At 72.6% G+C, this 18,694-nt stretch carries 17 protein-coding genes; 11 read left to right on the forward strand and 6 right to left on the reverse strand.

Annotation, left to right across the window (positions count from 1 at the left end; all coding sequences use genetic code 11):
- Nucleotides 1-88 precede the first annotated feature (88 nt).
- Nucleotides 89-1,849, forward strand: coding sequence for a M4 family metallopeptidase (locus IEY99_RS09215; RefSeq protein WP_189201389.1), 1,761 nt, complete (start codon nt 89-91; stop codon nt 1,847-1,849).
- A gap of 64 nt (nt 1,850-1,913) precedes the next feature.
- Here the strand turns inward: IEY99_RS09215 and IEY99_RS09220 are convergent, their stop codons facing one another.
- From IEY99_RS09220 to IEY99_RS09235, 4 genes are read right to left on the reverse strand one after another with little or no spacing between them, the layout of a single operon-like run.
- Nucleotides 1,914-3,587 (reverse strand): glycoside hydrolase family 13 protein, encoded by a 1,674-nt coding sequence (locus IEY99_RS09220; RefSeq protein WP_189201391.1) that lies wholly within the window; start codon nt 3,585-3,587, stop codon nt 1,914-1,916.
- A gap of 32 nt (nt 3,588-3,619) precedes the next feature.
- Nucleotides 3,620-4,663 (reverse strand): LacI family DNA-binding transcriptional regulator, encoded by a 1,044-nt coding sequence (locus IEY99_RS09225; RefSeq protein ID WP_189201393.1) that lies wholly within the window; start codon nt 4,661-4,663, stop codon nt 3,620-3,622.
- Between the two features lie 30 nt (nt 4,664-4,693).
- Nucleotides 4,694-6,700 (reverse strand): ATP-binding protein, encoded by a 2,007-nt coding sequence (locus IEY99_RS09230; RefSeq protein WP_189201395.1) that lies wholly within the window; start codon nt 6,698-6,700, stop codon nt 4,694-4,696.
- A 16-nt stretch (nt 6,701-6,716) separates the two neighbouring features.
- A complete protein-coding gene (locus IEY99_RS09235; RefSeq protein WP_229798383.1) occupies nt 6,717-7,103 on the reverse strand; it encodes a response regulator transcription factor in 387 nt (128 codons plus the stop codon).
- Nucleotides 7,104-7,258: 155 nt separating this feature from the next.
- Here IEY99_RS09235 and IEY99_RS09240 point away from each other — a divergent pair, with 155 nt between their 5' ends.
- Entirely contained in the window at nt 7,259-7,498 is a 240-nt protein-coding gene (locus IEY99_RS09240) for a hypothetical protein (RefSeq protein WP_189201397.1), read from the forward strand.
- A gap of 2 nt (nt 7,499-7,500) precedes the next feature.
- Here IEY99_RS09240 and yiaA read toward each other — a convergent pair whose 3' ends face one another.
- Nucleotides 7,501-7,992 (reverse strand): inner membrane protein YiaA, encoded by a 492-nt coding sequence (gene yiaA / locus IEY99_RS09245; protein ID WP_189201399.1) that lies wholly within the window; start codon nt 7,990-7,992, stop codon nt 7,501-7,503.
- 228 nt (nt 7,993-8,220) lie between these two features.
- Here yiaA and IEY99_RS09250 point away from each other — a divergent pair, with 228 nt between their 5' ends.
- The 5 genes from IEY99_RS09250 (at nt 8,221) to IEY99_RS09270 (ending at nt 13,932) form a co-directional block, all read left to right on the forward strand.
- Nucleotides 8,221-8,742 carry a hypothetical protein gene (locus IEY99_RS09250; RefSeq protein ID WP_189201401.1) on the forward strand — a complete coding sequence of 174 codons (522 nt, stop codon included), beginning with the start codon at nt 8,221-8,223 and terminating at the stop codon, nt 8,740-8,742.
- Between the two features lie 156 nt (nt 8,743-8,898).
- Nucleotides 8,899-10,701, forward strand: coding sequence for an anthranilate synthase family protein (locus IEY99_RS09255; protein ID WP_189201403.1), 1,803 nt, complete (start codon nt 8,899-8,901; stop codon nt 10,699-10,701).
- A gap of 243 nt (nt 10,702-10,944) precedes the next feature.
- On the forward strand, nt 10,945-12,216 hold the full coding sequence (locus IEY99_RS09260) for a reverse transcriptase family protein (RefSeq protein ID WP_189201405.1): 1,272 nt from the start codon (nt 10,945-10,947) through the stop codon (nt 12,214-12,216).
- Between the two features lie 84 nt (nt 12,217-12,300).
- Nucleotides 12,301-13,695 carry a hypothetical protein gene (locus tag IEY99_RS09265; RefSeq protein ID WP_189201407.1) on the forward strand — a complete coding sequence of 465 codons (1,395 nt, stop codon included), beginning with the start codon at nt 12,301-12,303 and terminating at the stop codon, nt 13,693-13,695.
- Nucleotides 13,696-13,740: 45 nt separating this feature from the next.
- Nucleotides 13,741-13,932, forward strand: coding sequence for a hypothetical protein (locus tag IEY99_RS09270; RefSeq protein ID WP_229798385.1), 192 nt, complete (start codon nt 13,741-13,743; stop codon nt 13,930-13,932).
- A 72-nt stretch (nt 13,933-14,004) separates the two neighbouring features.
- On the opposite strand, the gene IEY99_RS09275 is transcribed toward IEY99_RS09270, so the two are convergent.
- Entirely contained in the window at nt 14,005-15,213 is a 1,209-nt protein-coding gene (locus tag IEY99_RS09275) for an NsdA family TPR-like regulatory protein (RefSeq protein ID WP_505661151.1), read from the reverse strand.
- On the opposite strand from IEY99_RS09275, the gene IEY99_RS09280 reads away from it, so the two are divergent.
- From IEY99_RS09280 to IEY99_RS09295, 4 genes are all read left to right on the forward strand, one after another.
- Nucleotides 15,190-16,812, forward strand: a complete 1,623-nt coding sequence (locus IEY99_RS09280; protein WP_189201413.1) for a DHA2 family efflux MFS transporter permease subunit — start codon at nt 15,190-15,192, stop codon at nt 16,810-16,812. The genes IEY99_RS09275 and IEY99_RS09280 overlap by 24 nt on opposite strands.
- A 122-nt stretch (nt 16,813-16,934) precedes the next feature.
- Nucleotides 16,935-17,747 carry a class I SAM-dependent methyltransferase gene (locus IEY99_RS09285; RefSeq protein ID WP_189201415.1) on the forward strand — a complete coding sequence of 271 codons (813 nt, stop codon included), beginning with the start codon at nt 16,935-16,937 and terminating at the stop codon, nt 17,745-17,747.
- A gap of 10 nt (nt 17,748-17,757) precedes the next feature.
- Nucleotides 17,758-18,336, forward strand: coding sequence for a DsbA family protein (locus IEY99_RS09290; protein WP_189201417.1), 579 nt, complete (start codon nt 17,758-17,760; stop codon nt 18,334-18,336).
- 43 nt (nt 18,337-18,379) lie between these two features.
- Nucleotides 18,380-18,649, forward strand: a complete 270-nt coding sequence (locus IEY99_RS09295) for a hypothetical protein (RefSeq protein ID WP_189201419.1) — start codon at nt 18,380-18,382, stop codon at nt 18,647-18,649.
- Nucleotides 18,650-18,694 lie beyond the last annotated feature (45 nt).

Below are 18,694 nucleotides of genomic sequence, written 5' to 3' on the forward strand. Positions count from 1 at the left end.
TCGCGCTGTCCGCCGCGCGACGCGACCATGGTGCCCGGAGCCTCGCGGGCGTCTGCTGAACGGTAGGACGACACGAGGAGTGGTTCGCATGGCTGTCCCCTTGCAGGAGTTCCACTACAGCGCCGCCGAAGACGCGGAGACCGGCCCGGATGCCGGCGCCCGCACGCCCGCCTCGTTCGGTGCCGCGGCCGCCGGCCCGGATGCCGCCACGACGGCGGGCCCGATGTTCACCAGCAACGAGGCGGCCGCCCGGTTCTACCTGGACGAGCTGCTGCGCCGCGACGACCGCCCGGAGATCCAGTCCGTGGTGGCGCCCGAGCGGCCCGAGCGCGTGCCCGGTCTGGTCGTCAAGCGCGACGAGGACCTTCCGGCCGTGGGAACGCGCCAGGTCCGCTTCACCCAGACCCACCACAGCATCCCGGTCTTCGGCGCGGGTGCCGTGGTCGAGCTGACCGGCGACCGTGACCTGGTCAGCGTCACCGCCCAGCTCGACGAGGTCACCGGCGTCGACCCGGTGGAGACGCTCAGCCGCACGCAGGCGCTGGAGCGGGTGGCCTCCTGGACGGGCACGACCATCCCGCCCGAGGCGGGCGTCACCGGCAGGCTCATGTACTACAAGGAGGACGAGAGCGGGACCTGGCACCTGGTCTGGTTCTTCAAGGCGCTTCCGGCGTCGCCCCCCGCGCCGGACGAACCCGACCCGGTCGCCCTGCGCGGGCACGGCCTCGGCCCGAGGCCGGTACGGGAGAGCGTCAACTACCTCGTCGACGCCCACGACGGCCGCATCCTGTTCTGCTACAGCGCGGTCGCGACCGGCGCCGCGATCCCGCCGCCGACCAAGTGCACCGGCGTGGACGAGGACGACGCCAAGCAGACCTTCTTCGGCCGGCTGGAGGCCGACGGCGTGAGCTGCCAGCTGGACGACCCGTTGCGCAACGTCCGCACGTACGACATCGAGTTCGCCGACATCTTCGACGACCCTCCGCTGCCGCAGCGGGCGGTGGTCGCCACGTCCAGCGAGTACGGCACCACCAACCGGGCCGCGGTCTCCGCGCACCTCAACGCCTCCCGGGTACAGGACTTCTACAAGTCGGTCCTGCAGCGTGAGGGCATCGACGGGCAGGGCATGACGCTCGTCTCGATCGTCAACACCACCGCCTCCGGGTTCGGCACGCCGCCGGAGCTCAAGAACGCCTTCTGGTCGCAGGGCCGGATGTGGTACGGCCAGACCCGGGACGCGCAGGGCCGGCTGGTCAGCCTCTCCCGCTATCTGGACGTGATCGGCCACGAGCTGACCCACGGCGTGATCGAGACGACCTCCAACCTGGTGTACGCGACGCAGTCGGGCGCCCTCAACGAGTCCTTCGCGGACTGCGCGGGCGTCATCATCAACAACTGGTACACCGCGCCGGACCGCGAGGACGTCCGTACCTGGACCTGGGAGATCGGCGCGGGACTGGGCGGGGACGGCCTGCCGCTGCGCGACTTCGCCGACCCCACCCGGCTGGGCGACCCGGCGCACATGCGCGACTTCAAGCGCCTGCGCCCCGGCGAGATGCCGCACCCGCAGCGCAACGACTCGGGCTGGGTGCACGTCAACAGCAACATCCACAACAAGGCGGTGCACAACCTGCTGACCATGGAGGACGGCGGCACGCGCGTGTTCACCGTCCAGGACGTGGCCGTGCTGACCTATCTGGGCATGGCCCGGCTCGTCCCGCTCGCCACCTTCACCCAGGCGCTGCGGTCCATCCTCGACGTCGCGGCGACGTACTTCGGCGGCAACCCGCAGCGCGACGCGAAGATGGCGGCGATCCGCCGCGCCTACGACCTGGTCGGCATCAGCTGAGCCGCCGCGGGCGTGGCCGTCCCCGCCGGTCGGGATCCGGCGGGGACGGCCACCTGGCGCGGCGTCAGCGGCTCCACCAGACCGTCGTGTCGCCCGGGAGCAGGACGCTGTCCGGGTCGGCATCCACCGGGCCGCTGGCGATCAGCATCTCCCCCGGCCGGTCGATCCGCACCGGTTCCGGGCCCAGGTTGACCGTGCACCGGAACCGGCCCCGGTCGAAGACCAGCAGGTCGTCGCCGGCGTCGGCCCAGCGCAGGTTGTCGGCCGCGCCGAGGTCGGGATGCGAGCGGCGGATCGCGAGCGCCGCGCGGTAGAGCGACAGCGTCGAGCCGGGGACCTGTTCCTGCGCCGCCACGCTGAGCTGCGCCCAGTCGTCCGGCTGGGGCAGCCAGCTGGGACCCCCGGCGGGGCCGAAGCCGTACGGCGCGCGGTCGCCCTGCCACGGGATCGGCACCCGGCAGCCGTCGCGGTAGCCGTCCTGACCGGTGTCGCGGTGGAAGGCGGGATCCTGGCGTACCTCCGGGGGCAGGTCCACCACCTCCGGCAGGCCCAGCTCCTCACCCTGGTAGAGGTAGGCCGACCCGGGCAGCGCCAGGAGCAGCAGCGACGCGGCGCGTGCCCGGCGCAGCCCGGCGACCTGGTCGACCCGGGCGGGGCGGCGCCCCGCGACGTCGCCCTCGCCGGCCTGCATGAGGCGGTTGGTGTGCCGGACCACGTCGTGGTTGGACAGGGTCCAGGTCGCCGGTGCGCCGACCGCGCGCATCGCGGCCAGCGACGCGTCGATCGTCTCGCGCTGCGCCGCGGCGTTCCAGGCGGTGCCGAGGTAGGTGAAGTTGAACGCCTGGTGGAGCTCGTCCGGGCGCACGTACGCGGCGACGCGCTCGAGCGTCGGCGCCCACGCCTCGGCGACCGCGACGCGTTCCCCGGGGTACTCGTCGAGGATGCGCCGCCAGTCACGGTAGATCTCGTGCACGCCGTCGCGGTCGAAGCACGGGCTGACGCCCACGTCGAGCAGGTGCCACTCGGTCTCGGCGCCCAGGTCCGGCAGGCCCGGCTCCTTCACGAGGCCGTGGGCGACGTCGATCCGGAAGCCGTCGACGCCGAGATCGAGCCAGAAGCGCAGGATCGTGCGGAACTCGTCGGCGACCGCCGGATGGTCCCAGTTGAAGTCGGGTTGTTCGGGGGCGAACAGGTGCAGGTACCACTCGCCGGGAGTGCCGTCCGGGTTCGTGGTCCGGGTCCAGGCCGGGCCGCCGAAGATCGACGGCCAGTCGTTGGGCGGGAGGCTGCCGTCCTCGCCGCGGCCCGGGCGGAAGTGGAAGCGGTCACGGAACGGCGAGCCGGGTCCCTCGGCGACCGCCCGCCGGAACCATTCGTGCTCCTCGGAGCAGTGGTTCGGGACCAGGTCGACGATGACCCGCAGGCCGAGGTCGTGCGCGTCCGCGATCAGCCCCCGGGCGTCGTCGAGCGTGCCGAAGACCGGGTCGACGGCGCGGTAGTCGGCGACGTCGTAGCCGGCGTCGGCCTGGGGGGAGGCGTAGAAGGGTGAGAGCCACACGGCGTCGACGCCGAGGTCCCGCAGGTACGGCAGCCGGCTGCGGATGCCCGGCAGGTCGCCGATGCCGTCGCCGTCGGAGTCGGCGAAGCTGCGCGGATAGATCTGGTAGATGACCGCGTGCCGCCACCAGGAGGCCGTCGGGGCGGCGGGGTCACGCCGTGCGATCAGTCGATCGGTCATGGCGTGGCACGCTAGCACGTTACTAACACGTGTTACATGGGTGCGGCCGCAGATTCCCGGACGATGAGAGACGTGCCGAGCGATTGATGGGGATGCTGGTCCTGGCCGCGGATCGCCGAGATGAGGAAGTCGGCGGCGGTCCGGCCCTTGGACACGATCGGCTGGCGTACGGTGGTCAGCCGCGGCCGGAACCACGCCGACTCGGCCAGGTCGTCGAAGCCCGTCACGGAGACCTGCCCCGGCACGTCGATGCCGAGCTCCCGCAGCGCGTCGACGGCGCCGTAGGCCAGCACGTCCGACAGGGCCAGCACCGCGGTCGGCGGATCCTCGCCGGCCATCAGCGTCATCGTCGCGCGGTAGCCGTCCGCCCGCGTGACCGGCACCTCGGCCAGCCGCACGTCCGCCATGGTGAGCCCGGCTCCCGCCAGCGCCTCCGCGATGCCGTCCAGGCGCCGGGCGACCGGCCCGCGGTAACCGCGCACGGCGGCGTCCGGCGCCGGGCCGATCGACAGCACCGCGATCCGCCGGTGCCCCAGGCCGAGCAGGTACCGGGCGACGTCCCGGGCGCCGCCGTGGTCGTCGACGTCCACGCTGGGCGCGTTCTCGTAACGGTCGCTGTCGATGAGCACGAACGGGATGCCGCGCCGCACCAGCTCGGCCACCTCGCCGCGGTCGGTCTCGAGTCCACAGACGATGAAGCCGTCGACGGCCGCGTACGGGATGGCCTCGAGCACCGAGTCGCGCAGCGGCGGCGACAGCAGCATGGTGTAACCCTCCTGGTCGCACACCTGGCCGACGCCCATGAGAAGGCGGGAGTAGTACGGGTTCTCCAGGACCCGCGCCAGCCGCTGAGGCAGCAGCACGCCGAGGGAGTGGGTGGCTCCGGCCTGCAGCATCCGGGCGAGCGTGTGCGGGGCGTACCCGATCTCCTCGGCGACGGCGAGGATGCGCTGGCGGGTGGCGGCGGAGATGCGCTGCGGGTTGTTGAAGGCGAACGACACGGCGGACCGGGAGACCCCGGCCGCGGCGGCGACATCACTGGACGTCGGCTTGCCACCGGCGCGTCTCGACGGCATGCGCTCGACCTCGCTGTCGTGGGTGAGCGGTCACGATATCCCAGTCGCCCCCGCGGGCAGCCGGACGGTGACGGTGGTGCCGGAACCCTCGACGGACTCCACCGAGATCTGCCCGGCGTGGTTCTCCACGATCTTGTGGACGATGGCCAGTCCCAGTCCCGTACCGGGGATGGCCCGGTGGACCGCGTTGCTGGCCCGGAAGAACCGGGAGAACAGCCCTTGCTGCTCGCCGGACGGAATGCCCATGCCGGTGTCCGACACGGACAGGAGCACCTCGTCGCCCGCGCGACGGGCGACCAGGGTGACCGTACCCTTGGCCGGGGTGAACTTGACCGCGTTGGACAGCAGGTTCGTCAGGACGCGCTCCAGCTGGTCCGGGTCCGCGATCAGCTCGAGCGGCCGGTCCACCTCGGTCCGCAGCTCGACCCCGCCCTTGGCCGCGGTCGGCGCCATCGCGGCGAGCGCGTTCTCGGCGAGCCCGGTCAGGTCGACCGGGCGGCGGGACGCCCGGAACGACCCAGACTCGATCTTGGACAGAATGAGGATGTCCTCGATCAGTTCCCGCAGCCGCCGGGTGTTGCGCCCGATGACCTCCAGCATCTTGCGCTGCGGCGGTCCCAGCTCGCCGGCGTCCGCGTCGAGCAGCAGCTCCAGGTAGCCGGCGATGCTGGTCAGCGGGGTGCGCAGCTCGTGCGAGACGGTCGACATGAAGTCCGTCTTCGCCGTGTCCAGCTCCTTGAGCCGGGCCACCAGGTGCTGCTCGCGCTCGAACAGGCGGGCATGGTGCACGCCGCGGCCCAGGTCGGCCGCGACCGCCTCGACCAGCCGGGCGTCCGCCGGGGTCCAGGCGGGCCCGCCGTCGCGGATGAGGGTGAGCGCGCCCAGGCGCTCGTCGCCCACGCTGACCGCCGCGGTCAGGACCGGTCCGTCACCGACCGCGGCCCAGGCCCGCCGCTCCCGCTCGGGGGGCGCCGCCTGGCCGGCCGCGGCCTGGTCGTCGGTGGTCCAGACGTCGTCGCTGCCGAGCCAGGACGCGTCGCATCCGGCGAGCTCCTCGAGCACCCCGCCGGCGTGCTCGTCGCGCAGGCTCACCAGCGGCGGCACGTCGGTCTGCCCGGGCGCCATCCGCACCAGGACGTGATCGGCGCGGAAGATCTCGGCGAGGCCGCGTACGGCCTCGTCGATCGCGTCCGCGACCTTGAGGTGGGCGCGGATGCGGTAGCCGAGCTGCCGGACCTCGGCGCGCAACCGGGCGGATTCCTTCTCGGCGGCGCGGATGCGGTCGCCCACCTCGGCCATCTCGTTGATCGCCTGGGCGACCGCCCGGATCTCGACGGGTCCCGCGGTCGCGTCGGCGCGGACGTCCAGCTCCCCGGAGCGCCGGCGGCCGATGACGGAGACCACCCGCGCCAGTGGGTGGGTGATCCGGCGGGCGGTGAGCGCCGCCGCGAGAACGGCGGTGACCGCCGCCAGCACGGTGACCGCCACCAGGACGACGGTCGTCACGACTCCGAGCGAGGTGCTGCGTTCGCGCAGGTCGGCGGCGCGGGTGGCGAGGACGGCGTCGAAGGCCCGGTTCTCGGAGTCGAAGGCCTGGTAGAGCGGCGTGCCCCGCTCGACGTAGGCGGCCGCCTCGGAGCTGCGCGGGGGCGCCTCGCGCTGTTGCTCGGCGAGCGCCCACCAGTCGCCGGCCCGGGCGAGCTCCCGGTCCACGGCGTCCTTCTCGGCGCCCCGGGCCAGCGTCCGCAGCTGGCCCGCGACCCGGTCGAAGTCGCTGCGCGCCGCGCGGTACGAGTCGAGCAACCGGGTGTCGCCGGTCAGCAGATAGCCCCGCATGCCGCGCTGGCCGTCGGCGAGCACGCCGCGCAGGTCGGCGTTGGCGAGCTGGAGCGGCTGGACGCGGGTGGCGAGCTCGTCGACCATCCGGTGCTGCATGACCAGCGCGGTCGTCTCGGCCGCACCGGTGCACACGATGAGCACGACGAGCACGCCGAAGGCCCTCGTCAGCAGGCTGCCGACGGTTCGCTCACGGGGCATGGGGGTGCCGGTCCCGTCAGGCCCGGGTCCGGCTCAGCAATGCCTGGATCCGCGATACGAGCTCGCGGGGACTGAAGGGCTTGGTGACGTAGTCGTCGGCGCCCGCGCTGAATCCGCCCTCGACGTCCTGCTCCTGCACGCGGGCGGTCAGCATGATGATCAGCATTCCGGCGGTGGCGGGGTCCGCGCGCAGCATCCGGCAGACGTCGATGCCGGAGAGGCCGGGCATCGACACGTCCAGGACCGCCAGCGTGGGACGCCGGGCCCGGGCCTGCTCCACCGCGGCCTGGCCGTCCTCGACCGCGATCACCTCGAGGCCGGCCTGCTCGAGCTTGAACGCCACGAGGTCACGGATGTCGGCGTCGTCGTCGGCGACCAGCACCACCGTCACGGTTCCCCCCATGGGTTTCGCTCGTTATCAGCACGATATCCGTTTAGTCCGCTCTGCGGCTGCTGCTCGCCGCAACCGCATGGCAACTCTCATGCAGCGCATATGCAGCCCCATCCGGGTGTCCTGGACTCAGACGCCCGTCCACGAGCGCACGGTAGGAGGATCTGATGACCGCAGTGGAAAGCGACGACATCCGCTACGAGGCGCTGTTCGTCTCCGACCTGCAGAGCTCTCAGGACCCTTCGCCCGAGCTCATCCGGGCCGCCGTCAGCGAGACCGTCGGCCGCCTCGGCGAGCAGCGCTGCGCCGAGCTGGTGGCGCAGGAGTTCGGCGAGCACCCCGACTGCGCGCTGGGCCGGATGCGCTGGGCCCGCCACGCGGTGCGCAGCGCGTACGAGGCCGCCTGAGCTCACCGGGTGACGGTCGTGGTCGTCGTGACCGCCGCGGGCGGCACGGTGAACGACGTCGCCGCCGGCGTCGCGGCGTGCGAGGGCGCCCGGAACTGCAGCATGTCGCGCACGTTCTTCTGCACGGCGACCGCCGCGAACAACGTGAGGGCGAACGCGAGGCCGTAGAAGCCCTTCTCGCTGAGCTGCATCCCGCTGTTCCAGAGACCGACCACCAGCATCACCAGTGCGAGACCGACCGTGGACCACGAAAGCCCGAGGTACAGGGCCGACACCGGCAGACCCTCCGCCTTGTCGCGCACCGACTTCTGCAGCGAGACGGCGGCGAACAGGCCCAGGACGAGGACCGAGGCGTAGAAGCCCTTCTCACTCTTCGTCATCGTGGCGTTCCACAGCCCGGCCGCGTAGCAGACGACGCCGAGGAAGAGCGCGGCCCAGGAGGCGCCGACGAAGGCGGCGGTGGGCTTGACCGAGGCGGACGGCTGAGGGGTCATGGCACTTCTCCGATTCTGCTGGGGGGGGCGGGGCTGACCTGCTCAAACAGTCTGCGGCTCCGGCGAGCGACGACCGTGAGTAGTCGTACTTATTCGCGATGAGCCGCCGGGCGGTACGGACGGGCCGTCCACGGCCACCTGAAAGGCCGACGTCGGCGGTCCGCCGCGCGCCTACCGTGGGTGATGTTTCCGACCGGTAACCGGCGGACGAGCCGGAAAGGGGCGGAAGTGGTGCGGCAGCGGGTGAAGGCCCGGCACCGGGCGGTCCGGCCGCGCCGGTGGCCCTGGGCGGTGGTCGCCGCGGCGCTGCTGGCTCCGGCCGCCACGATTCCCCTGGTGCTGCGCGACGCGGGTACGCCGCGGGCCGCCGTACCGTTGCCGGCCGTCTCGGTCCCGCAGCCGCCCGCCGCGCCCGGCCCGCCGGCGGCCTCCCGGCGGCCCCTGCGGGCCGTCGTGCAAGCGCACAAGGCCGGGCCCGCACCGAGCTCGTCGCCCGCGGCGCCGGTGCCGCTCGGGCCGTCCGACGCCGCCGGCCTGCCCCCGCTCCTGGCCTCCTACTGCCGGGAGACCGCCGGCAAGCATGCGATCGCGGTCTTCACCGGCGGCGCCTGGGGCTGCGGCCGCGCGTCCCGCTCCGCGGATCCCGTCGACATGGACGCGCTGTGCGGCTGGCGCTACGGCACCGCCGCGTACGCCCGCCGCATCGCCCCGGAACCGACGGGGTGGCGCTGCTACCGCGCCGGCCCGTAAACTCCTCAGCCATGTACGCGCAACCGAGCATGTGGTGGCCCGCCGATCCGGCGGCCACACCCTCCCGCGCGTAACCCACCACCGCGGCCGCCTCCGACGAGGCGGCCGTCCTTGCGACAGTTCCTCGCCGGGCGGCCCCAGCCGATCGAGGAACCCATGGAACCCTTCGCCCTGCTGCACCGCCACGGCGCCGACCACGTCGAGATCCTCCACGGCGACGTCGTCACCGTGCCAGCCCTCGCCGACATACCCCTGCCCGCCGGCAGCGGGCCGCGCACGCTGGCCCTCATCCCGTTCCGGCAGATCGCCGAGCGCGGCTTCGCCTGCGTCGACGACGGCACACCGCTGGAGTGCCTGCGGATCCGCGCCGCCCGGACGGTGCCGCTGGCCGAGCTGATCGACTCCCTGCCCACCACGCCGCCGCGGCTGACCGGGCAGGGCTTCGACATCTCCGACGCCGACTACGGCCGGGTCGTGGAGGCGGTCCTGCGCGACGAGATCGGGCACGGCGCGGGCGCCAACTTCGTCGTCCACCGGGTCTTCGAGGCGACCGTCGCCGGCGACCCGCTCGAGGCGGCCCGGGCGGCGTTCCGCAACCTGCTCACCGGCGAGCGCGGCGCGTACTGGACGTTCCTGGTGCACACCGGCACCCGTACGCTCGTCGGTGCCAGCCCCGAGCGGCACGTCAGCGTGGACGGCGGGCTGACCATGATGAACCCGATCAGCGGCACCTTCCGCCACGACGGCGAGCGCAGCCTGGCCGACTTCCTCGCCGACCCCAAGGAGATCGACGAGCTCGCCATGGTGCTCGACGAGGAGCTCAAGATGATGGCCGCCGTCGCCGAGCACGGCGGGCAGGTCGTCGGGCCGTACCTGAAGCGGATGGCGCATCTCACCCACACCGAGTACCTGCTCGCCGGGCGGGGCTCGCGCGACGTACGCGAGGTGCTGCGCGAGACCATGTTCGCCCCGACCGTGACCGGCAGCCCGGTGGCCAACGCCTGCCGGGTGATCGCCCGGCACGAACGCCGGGGCCGGGGCTACTACGCCGGGGTGCTGGCCCTGCTCGGGCACGACGACGAGGGCCGGCAGACGCTGGACGCGCCGATCCTCATCCGCACGGCGGAGATCTCCCCCGCGGGCCGCCTGCGCGTGCCGGTCGGCGCCACGCTCGTGCGGCACTCCACCCCCGCGGGCGAGATCGCGGAGACCCACGCCAAGGCCGCGGGCGTGCTGGCCGCCCTGGGTGCCACCCGGACGACGACGTCCGTACCCCCGGAGCCCGACGACCCCGCGATCCCGGCGGCACTCGCGGCGCGCAACGACGGCCTCGCCCGGTTCTGGCTGGACCAGCGCCGGCCCGGCGCCCTCACGGTCCCCGCGCTCGACGGCCGCAGCGCGGTGATCGTCGACGCCGAGGACGCCTTCACCGCGATGCTGGCCCACCAGCTGCGGGCCCTGGGCCTGACGGTCACCGTGCTGCCCTGGACGGTGCCCCTCGTGCCCGCCGCCGACGTGCTGATCATGGGGCCGGGCCCCGGCGATCCCGCCGCGGACGACGAGCGGATGGGCACCCTGCGCGCCCTGGTCGCCGGCGCGCTCGCCGACCGGCGCCCGCTGCTCGGCGTCTGCCTGGGTCACCAGCTGCTGGCCGCGGCCCTGGGCCTGCGCCTGCGCCGCAGGCCGGCGCCCTATCAGGGCGTGGCCCGCGACATCGACCTGTTCGGCACCCGGCGGCGGGTCGGTTTCTACTCCAGCTTCACCGCCCTGGCCGCGCCGGTGCCGGGCGTGGAGATCGCCGCGGACGCCGACGGCACCGTCCACGCCCTGCGCGGCGACGGCTTCGCCGGAGTGCAGTTCCATCCGGAGTCCGTGCTCAGCGCGGACGGCCTCAGCGTCCTCGCCCAACTTCTCCCACCACTTCTCTCCCGGGCGATTAGCCCGGCGGCGAGCGGGTAGCGCTAGGGATGTCGGTGGTTCAAGCGGATCGAGAGCCTCCTCTTGGGCCACCGGCCCTCTACACTCGTCCCTCGGTGGCAGCGTGTCCCGAGCTGGCCGCCGGTCCGCCGACGGCCTCTCCGGGGCACCCCCGGGGGCGAGAGATTGAGCCACGCAGCGCATCGCCGGCGCGCCGCCGCGCTCCGCGCGGGACAGCGCAGGCACGACCGGGCAACGTCGGGGCACGCTGTTCCACCGGTACGCGTGTCGGCCGCGCTCGCCGACGCCTTCCTGACCAGCCGCTGGCGGCCCGGTCCCCTGCTGCGCACCGGCACGGCGGTGCTCGGCGCCCGCCCGCCGTGGCTGCGCGGCGCGGTGGCCGCGGTGCTGCGGGCGTACCGCAACGCGCCGGCCGACCGCCCCCGCGAGCTCGCCGCCTTCCTGGCCCGGGTCGGACCCGCGGGCCGCCCCGTCGTGCGCCGCCATCCCGTCCGGCTGCGCCGCGCCACGCCGGTCCGCGTCGTCCGCATGCGCTGGGACACGCCCCGCATCGACGACCTCGCCGCGCTCGCCTCGTTCCTCGGCGTCGACGGCGACCACCTCGACTGGTACGCCGACCGCCGGCACCTCAACCGCCACGCCCGCGACGAGCGGCTCCGGCACTACCGCTACGCCTGGCTGCCCCACCGCCTCATCGAGGCACCGAAGCCCCGCCTGCGCGCCCTGCAACGCCGGCTCCTCGACGACCTCCTCGGGCGGCTGCCGGTCCACCCCCACGCCCACGGCTTCGTCCCCGGTCGCGGCGTGCACACCTTCGCCGCACCCCACGCCGGACAGCGGCTCGTCGTCGCCATGGACCTGGCCGCGTTCTTCAGCTCGGTCACCGCCGCCCGCATCTACGGCCTGTTCCGCACCGCGGGCTACCCCGAGCCGGTCGCGCACGCGCTGACCGCCCTGACGACGACGGCCACCCCCGCGGCGGTGCTTCGCGGCCACGCGGACAGCCACCGGGCCGCAGTCCTGCGCCGCCCGCACCTGCCCCAGGGCGCGCCGACCTCGCCGGCCCTGGCCAACCTGGTCGCGTACCGCCTCGACCGGCGGCTGACCGGGCTGGCCGCCCGCTTCGGGCTGCACTACACCCGCTACGCCGACGACCTCGCCTTCTCCGGCACGCCCGGGCGCGGCGAGCCGGCCCACCTGATCGCCGCGGTCACGTCGATCGCGGCCGACGAGGGTTTCCGCGTCCATCCGCGCAAGACCCGCGTCCGGGGCCGGGGCGACCGGCAGCGCCTGGCGGGCCTGGTCGTCAACGAGCGGCCGGCCGCCTCCCGCGAGGACTACGACCGGCTGCGGGCGGTGCTGCACGACGCCGCGCGGCGGGGGCCGGACGCGGCGAACCGCGAGGGGCACCACGACTTCCCCGCGTACCTGCGCGGCCGGGTCGCCTGGGTCTCCCACCGCCATCCGGCCCGCGCCGCCAAGCTGCACCGCATGCTCGCCGCCGCCCTGGGGGAACCGTCGGATCAGGCGTCGTGACGGCCCCTTTGGTCCCTCGACCCTCTTCTCTCACTGGAGTCATATCACCGCCGACCGCTTCGCGGCGGTGAAACACTTTACTGCATGACGCTGTCCGTGCCGTACACGATCGAGGCTCTCGGTGTATGCGCACAGCTGCTGCTCCTGCCGGCGCGATTCATCGTGCGCACGATAGAGACTCTGGAGGATCGCGGTCTCACCTCCCGAGTGCAACTGACAGTCAGGATCGCCCTCCCGGACTATCGAAAGCTGAGCGGTTCGGGCGCCACCCACTTTCCCTTCCCGCTGTTGCTGCGGGAACGTGACACGGTGATCAACCATCTTCAGGCCTGGGACCATTCCGCCAAACCCCTCGCGGTCATCGAGCGTGACCAGACCGAGGAGATCATGGGAATTGTGGACGAGGTGCTGAAACTAGGCGCCCGGACGCATGACGCCCAAGACTTCTACGACACGGTGAAGCATCATTATTCGCTGCACAGACCCGTTTTCGTCGATCTACCCAGGCCCGAGAGCCCGCTTTTCATGGTCAGCTACTCGCGCAAGAGGATCAACAGTCAGGGCACCGACCGGCACAACCGGCTGCCCGGGCGCAGCGGCGAGCGCTGGAAACGCTATCAGGTTCCGCTGTCCCTGAGCGCTCGCAGCCAGAGCTACCATCTGCGGATCGAGGAGACCGAGGACCGGTTCCTCAGCGAATTCTTCATCGCCGGGACCGAGCGGACCAGGTGCGGCGGCCCGGGCGACGCCAGCTGGGAAATCTGCCTGCCGCAGCGCCACGACGAGATCGCGGCATGCCAGCGAACGTGCCGGCCGGAATGCTTCAACGGCCCGTACCGGGAAAAACGCCGGCTGGATTGCACGACCTCGGGCGAGCGACGACTCGGCCATGTCACCCAGTTCGGCTCGGCGTTCGCGCACCTCTACATACCGGCACCCGCCGACGGACCGACCGCGATCGACACCCCGGACGGACCGCGGCCGTGGCGGGCGTCGACCATTCCCGCCGGCGTACTGGGCAGCGACAATCCTCAGGCGGTGGTGTACTTCGACGAGGTACCACCCGGGTCCACGTCGGCCATCGCCATGATGGGTTGCGTCGTCGGACTGATAGCCCTTTCGGTCTCCGCGGCGGGGACGGTGGATCCGAAACGGGTCATCTGGAATGGGTTCGCACCCATGATAATCGCCATGCTTCCGCTTTTCGTCGGCGTACTCGGCCTGTCCGCCGACCGGCTGCAGACGCAGTCGCGGAACAATGCCATCTCGCTGCGCATCATCGTGGTCACCACCCTCGTGGCGGCATTGTTCATCGCCCTGGCCCCGCAAGCGCATCTGTGGTCCACCTGGCTCAACGTTTCCCTGCTCTGCTCCATAGCGTGCTTCCTGACCGGCGCCGTCACCCAGTGCCGGGTATGGGCGGTTGCGCGGCGATATCGACGCCTGACCTCCCACGGGATTCATCAAGTCCGGCCCTGAACGGCCGATTGACCAGACCGATCCGGCTGCAAGGATGTGAGCGACATGCCCTCGGGAAAGTTGGACAAAGACGTGAACTTCGCTTCATCGATCATCGTCGAGGACGGCCCCACCGCCGTAGAGTTCCTGGTCGCCCAAGCCGACGCGAAGGACGAACTCATCGACGATCTGCTGGAGCTGATGCGGCAGCGCTTCCCTTCAGGGCTCGGCAGCGAAGCACGCGACGACTCGCGCTGACCGCCTCGACACCCGCCTCGCTGCGCTCCGGCGTCCTGGGCCGGACCCGCCGCTCCCCGCCGTGACGGACCGCTAGCGCACCTCCCGCAACGCCTCGCGGAAGTCATCGGCAGCGGGCTCGCCCGGAAACCGCCGGTGCAGCTCCACATCCAGCTCCCCGGCCACCATCAGCAGGGACGGCAGCGACTTGCGGCCCGAGCCCAGCGCGCCGACCCCGGTCGTGACCGCCTGCTCCAGGTCCCCGGCGCGAGCCGCGACGGCGGCGAGCGTCAACCGCGCCTCGGCCATCCGCATCGGCGCCTTCACGCCGTCCCGCCCGGCGCCCCGGTCCAGCACCGTCCGGGCGTGCCGCGCGGCCAGCTCGTCGTCCCCGGCCAGCCGGTAGGCGTCCATCGCATAGAAGTCCCACTTCCCGGGATCCACGACGAAATGGTGATCGGGCCGCCCGGGCGCCGGCATGCGGTCCAGCAGCGCCCGGCCCCGGCCCAGCGCGTCGCGCACCCCGGCGGGATCGCCCAGGCGCGCGAGCGCCTTCGCCTCCTGCCCGGCCAGCTGCACGGCGGCCGACCCGCCCGGCGCGGCGGCCCGCCCGGCCCGCGCGGCCGTCAGCACGTCGCGGTAGCGGGACTGCGTCAACGCGAACCAGGCGGCCATCTCCTGCGACCACGCGACGATCTCCGGATGCCCGGCCTCGGCACCGAGCTGCCGCGCGGCCGTCCGGGTCGCCTCGGCGCCCGAGCGCAGGCCCAGGTCGTACTCGACGCACCCCACCAGCAGGGCCAGCCAGCCCGCCGCCACCAGCAGCTCCCGGTGCGCCGCGAGCCCGGTCGGCCGGTGCAGCAGCCGGGCGACCTCCCGCAGCCACCCGTGCGCCTCCGCGCGCAGCCCGGCGGCCGGCTGGGTGGCGTACTGACAGCAGAGCTCGACGACGGTGGCGTGCAGCGCCTCGACGGTCGCCGGCGCCGCATCGTTCGCCTGCACCCGCCGCACCAACTCGGCCGTCTCCCACGGCCGCGCCTCATCGGCGGCCGGCGCGCCGGGCACCTCGCCGATTCGCCGCCCGAATGCCGTCACAGTGACCTCCTGACACCTCACGGTATCGGTCAAAGGTGATGTCCGGCACACCCGGGAGGAAGGGTCCGGTTCGTGCGGAAAAGGGTTTGCGGCGGTGGTACGGAGCCTGCATGGTGGCCCGCGGAGGTGGTCGCCGTCACGCGTTCTCGAGAGCGTGACCGTGGAGAACCTCCAGCCCTGACAATGACAGGGATCCCGAACGGCCACACCAGGAGATTCGCTGTGAGTAGTCAACCCGTGGCGGCGCCCGACAAGCTGGATGCCGCCGTACTCAAGGTCGCCGGGGTGGTCGTCCTCGGGGCGATCATGTCGATCCTCGACGTGACCGTGGTCAGCGTGGCGCTGCCCACCTTCCAGACCGAGTTCAACGCCTCGTACGCCGAGGTCGCCTGGACCATGACGGGATACACGCTGGCGCTGGCCACCGTGATCCCGCTGACCGGCTGGGCCGCCGACCGCTTCGGCACGAAGCGGCTCTACATGGCCGCGCTCCTGCTCTTCACCCTCGGGTCCGGTCTGTGCGCCACCGCGGACTCGATCGGCCAGCTCATCGGCTACCGCGTGCTGCAGGGCCTCGGCGGCGGCATGCTGATGCCGCTCGGTATGACGATCATGACCCGGGCGGCCGGTCCCGAGCGGATCGGCCGGCTCATGGCGGTGCTGGGCATTCCGATGCTGCTCGGCCCGATCGGCGGCCCGATCCTGGGCGGCTGGCTCATCGACGTCGCGAGCTGGCAGTGGATCTTCCTGATCAACCTGCCGATCGGCGCCATCGCGCTCGTCTACTCGGCGTGGGCGCTGCCCAAGGATGCCCCGGAGCCGTCCGAGTCCTTCGACTTCCTCGGCATGCTGATGCTCTCGCCGGGTCTCGCCAGCTTCCTGTACGGCGTCTCCACGCTGCCCGAGGCCGGCACCGTGGCCGACCCCGAGGTGTGGGCACCGATGCTGGTCGGCGGCCTGCTCGTCGTCGGGTTCGTGCTCTACTCGTTCAAGCCGAAGCACCCCCTGCTCGACCTGCGCCTGCTGCGCAACCGCAACCTCAGCGTCGCGTCCATCACGATGGCCGTCTTCATGGTCGCGTTCATGGGCGCCGGCCTGCTGTTCCCCAGCTACTTCCTGCAGGTGCGCGGCGAGTCGACGCTCGACGCCGGCCTGCTGATGGCACCCCAGGGCATCGGTGCGATGGTGACCATGCCGATCGCGGGCATGCTGGCCGACAAGATCCCGGTCGGGCGTACGGTCCCGTTCGCGCTGATCCTGATCGCGGTCGGGTTCTTCGGCTTCACCCAGGTCGGCACCGACACGTCGTACGTGCTGCTGTGCGGCTCGCTGTTCGTCATGGGCCTCGGCATGGGCGGCACCATGATGCCGATCATGACCTCCGCGCTGAAGACGCTCACCAACCACGAGGTGGCGCGCGGCTCCACGCTGCTGAACATCCTCCAGCAGATCGCGGGCTCGGTCGGCTCGGCGCTGATGTCCGTGATCCTCACCAGCAACCTGAACGACTCGCCGGTCATCCCGGGCGCCGTCGACCCGGCCACCAAGGAGCCGGTGACCGAGGCCGGTCTGGCCATCGCCGTCCAGCAGAAGCCGGAGCTGGCACAGCAGTTCCCGGTGGACCCGGCACTTCTGCAGCGCGGGCTGGAGTTCGTCGCCGACTCGTTCGGCACCACGTTCTGGGTGGGCTTCGTCCTGGTCGTCGTGACGTTCGTCCCGGCGTTCTTCCTGCCCCGCAAGCGCGAGGAGTCCCACCTGCTCGACGACGAGCAGGGCGACCGCGCCGCGCCGGTCATGCTGCACTGACGCCACGCGGCGGCGGGGTTCCGTGGGACCCCGCCGCCTCGCGTACCGTCGCGGCGGTTTGCGTATCGACTCCTTTGAGTTACGGTGGCCACCTGGTCCGCGTCCACAAGGGAGGGTCACGGATGACCGCCGAGCCGGCCCCGGTGACATACGCCTTCGACAACGACGTCTCCGAGGCCGCGAACCAGCTCCGGCACATCGGTGAGACCGTCGATCCCCACACCCTGGCGACGCTCGATACGCTCGGCGTGGAGCCCGGCTGGCACTGCTGGGATGTCGGCGCGGGTTCGGGATCGGTCGCGCGGTGGCTGGCGGAACGCGTGGGACCGCGCGGGCATGTCCTGGCCACGGACATCAAGCCGCACCATGTCCCGCCGCGGGACCACCTGGAGGTCCTCCGGCACGACGTACGGACGGATCCCTTCCCGCCGCGCCGTTTCGATCTGGTTCATGCCCGGCTCCTGCTGATGCACCTCCCCGCCCGGGAGCAGATCCTCGGCCGGCTCACCGACGCGCTGAAGCCGGGAGGCATCCTGGTGATCTCCGACTGGGAGACCAGCCATCTGGACCTCGTCCTGGACAGCCCCGACGAGGCCGGCACCCGGCTGTTCCGGCGGTTCCTCGACATCTGCCTGGCGGGAAGCCCCGCGGTCGGCATCGATCCCCGCTGGGCGGCCAAGGCCAACGGCGCCATGCGCCGGGCCGGGCTCACCGGCGTCGTCACGAGCGTGCACGCCCGGTCCTGGCCGGGCGGGACCGGCGCCTGCCTGCTCCATCGGAGCAACACGATTCAGCTCCAGCCCGAGCTGCTGGCGGCCGGCTTCACGGAGGACGAGCTCGCAACCCTCCGGGACGTGCTCCTCGATCCCCGTTTCGTCATCTCGTCCTACCTGATGTTCACCACGGTCGGCCGCCGAGCCGGCGAGCGCTCCTAGGATCGACGGCATGGAGGTCACCTACTTCTTCGATCCGGCCTGCCCGTTCTCCTGGCGTACGTCGCGGTGGCTGGTGGCCGTGGCGCCGGAGCGGGACCTCACGCTGCGGTGGCGGGCGTTCAGCCTGACCATCCTCAACGGCGGCGACGTCCCGGAGGCCCACCGGGCGGCGGCCGCCGCCTCGAGCCGGGCGTTGCGGCTGGTCGAGGCGTTGCGTGCCGATCACCGCGACGATGCCGCCGCCGCCTTCTACGCCGAGCTGGGCACGCGGTCGCACGAGGCGGGCGTGCCGGTGAGCGACGGGATCGTGGCGCAGGCGGCCACGGCCGCCGGGATTGCGGACGCCGGGGCGCTGCTGGACGACGCGTCCTGGGACGAGGCCGTCCGCGAGTCGCACGAGCTGGCGTTCGGGTCGGCGGGCCCGGACGTGGGCTCGCCCGTGCTGCTGGTCGAGGGCGCGGGCCGGGCCGTGCACGGCCCGGTCATCGGTGACGTACCCGCGCGGGCGGAGGCCCTCGCGATCTGGGACGCGGTCGTGGCGCTGGCCCGCAGTGACACCTTCTTCACCCTCACGCGTGGCCGTTCCTGACCCGGGCGTTTGCGGGCCGCTTTGCGGTGGGTACAGGCGGGCCATGGTCGAGCCGCACGTCACCTTGGACCCGAACAGTCTCAGCCCGGTCGAGGAGAAGCTCCGCGGGCCGTTGGAGGACCAGCTCTCCTCGGCGCTGCGGGCCGCGACCGACCGGGTCTGCGACGAGTACGCCGGGGAGCCGGTCGACGAGGTCGCCACGGAACTGCTCGACGAGACCAAGGCCGGCCTGCACCGCGACATCGCCGACGGATTCGTGCCCGACCAGCGCGAGCTGCGCCGCGTCGCCGAAGCCATCGTCCGCGAGGCCTGACCCCGCCGGCCGGCCGTCGGCGGTGCAGGGGCCGCCCGCGGGGCA

It is taken from the genome of Couchioplanes azureus (assembly GCF_014648355.1).
In the GTDB taxonomy this organism is placed as follows: Bacteria; Actinomycetota; Actinomycetes; order Mycobacteriales; family Micromonosporaceae; genus Actinoplanes; species Actinoplanes azureus.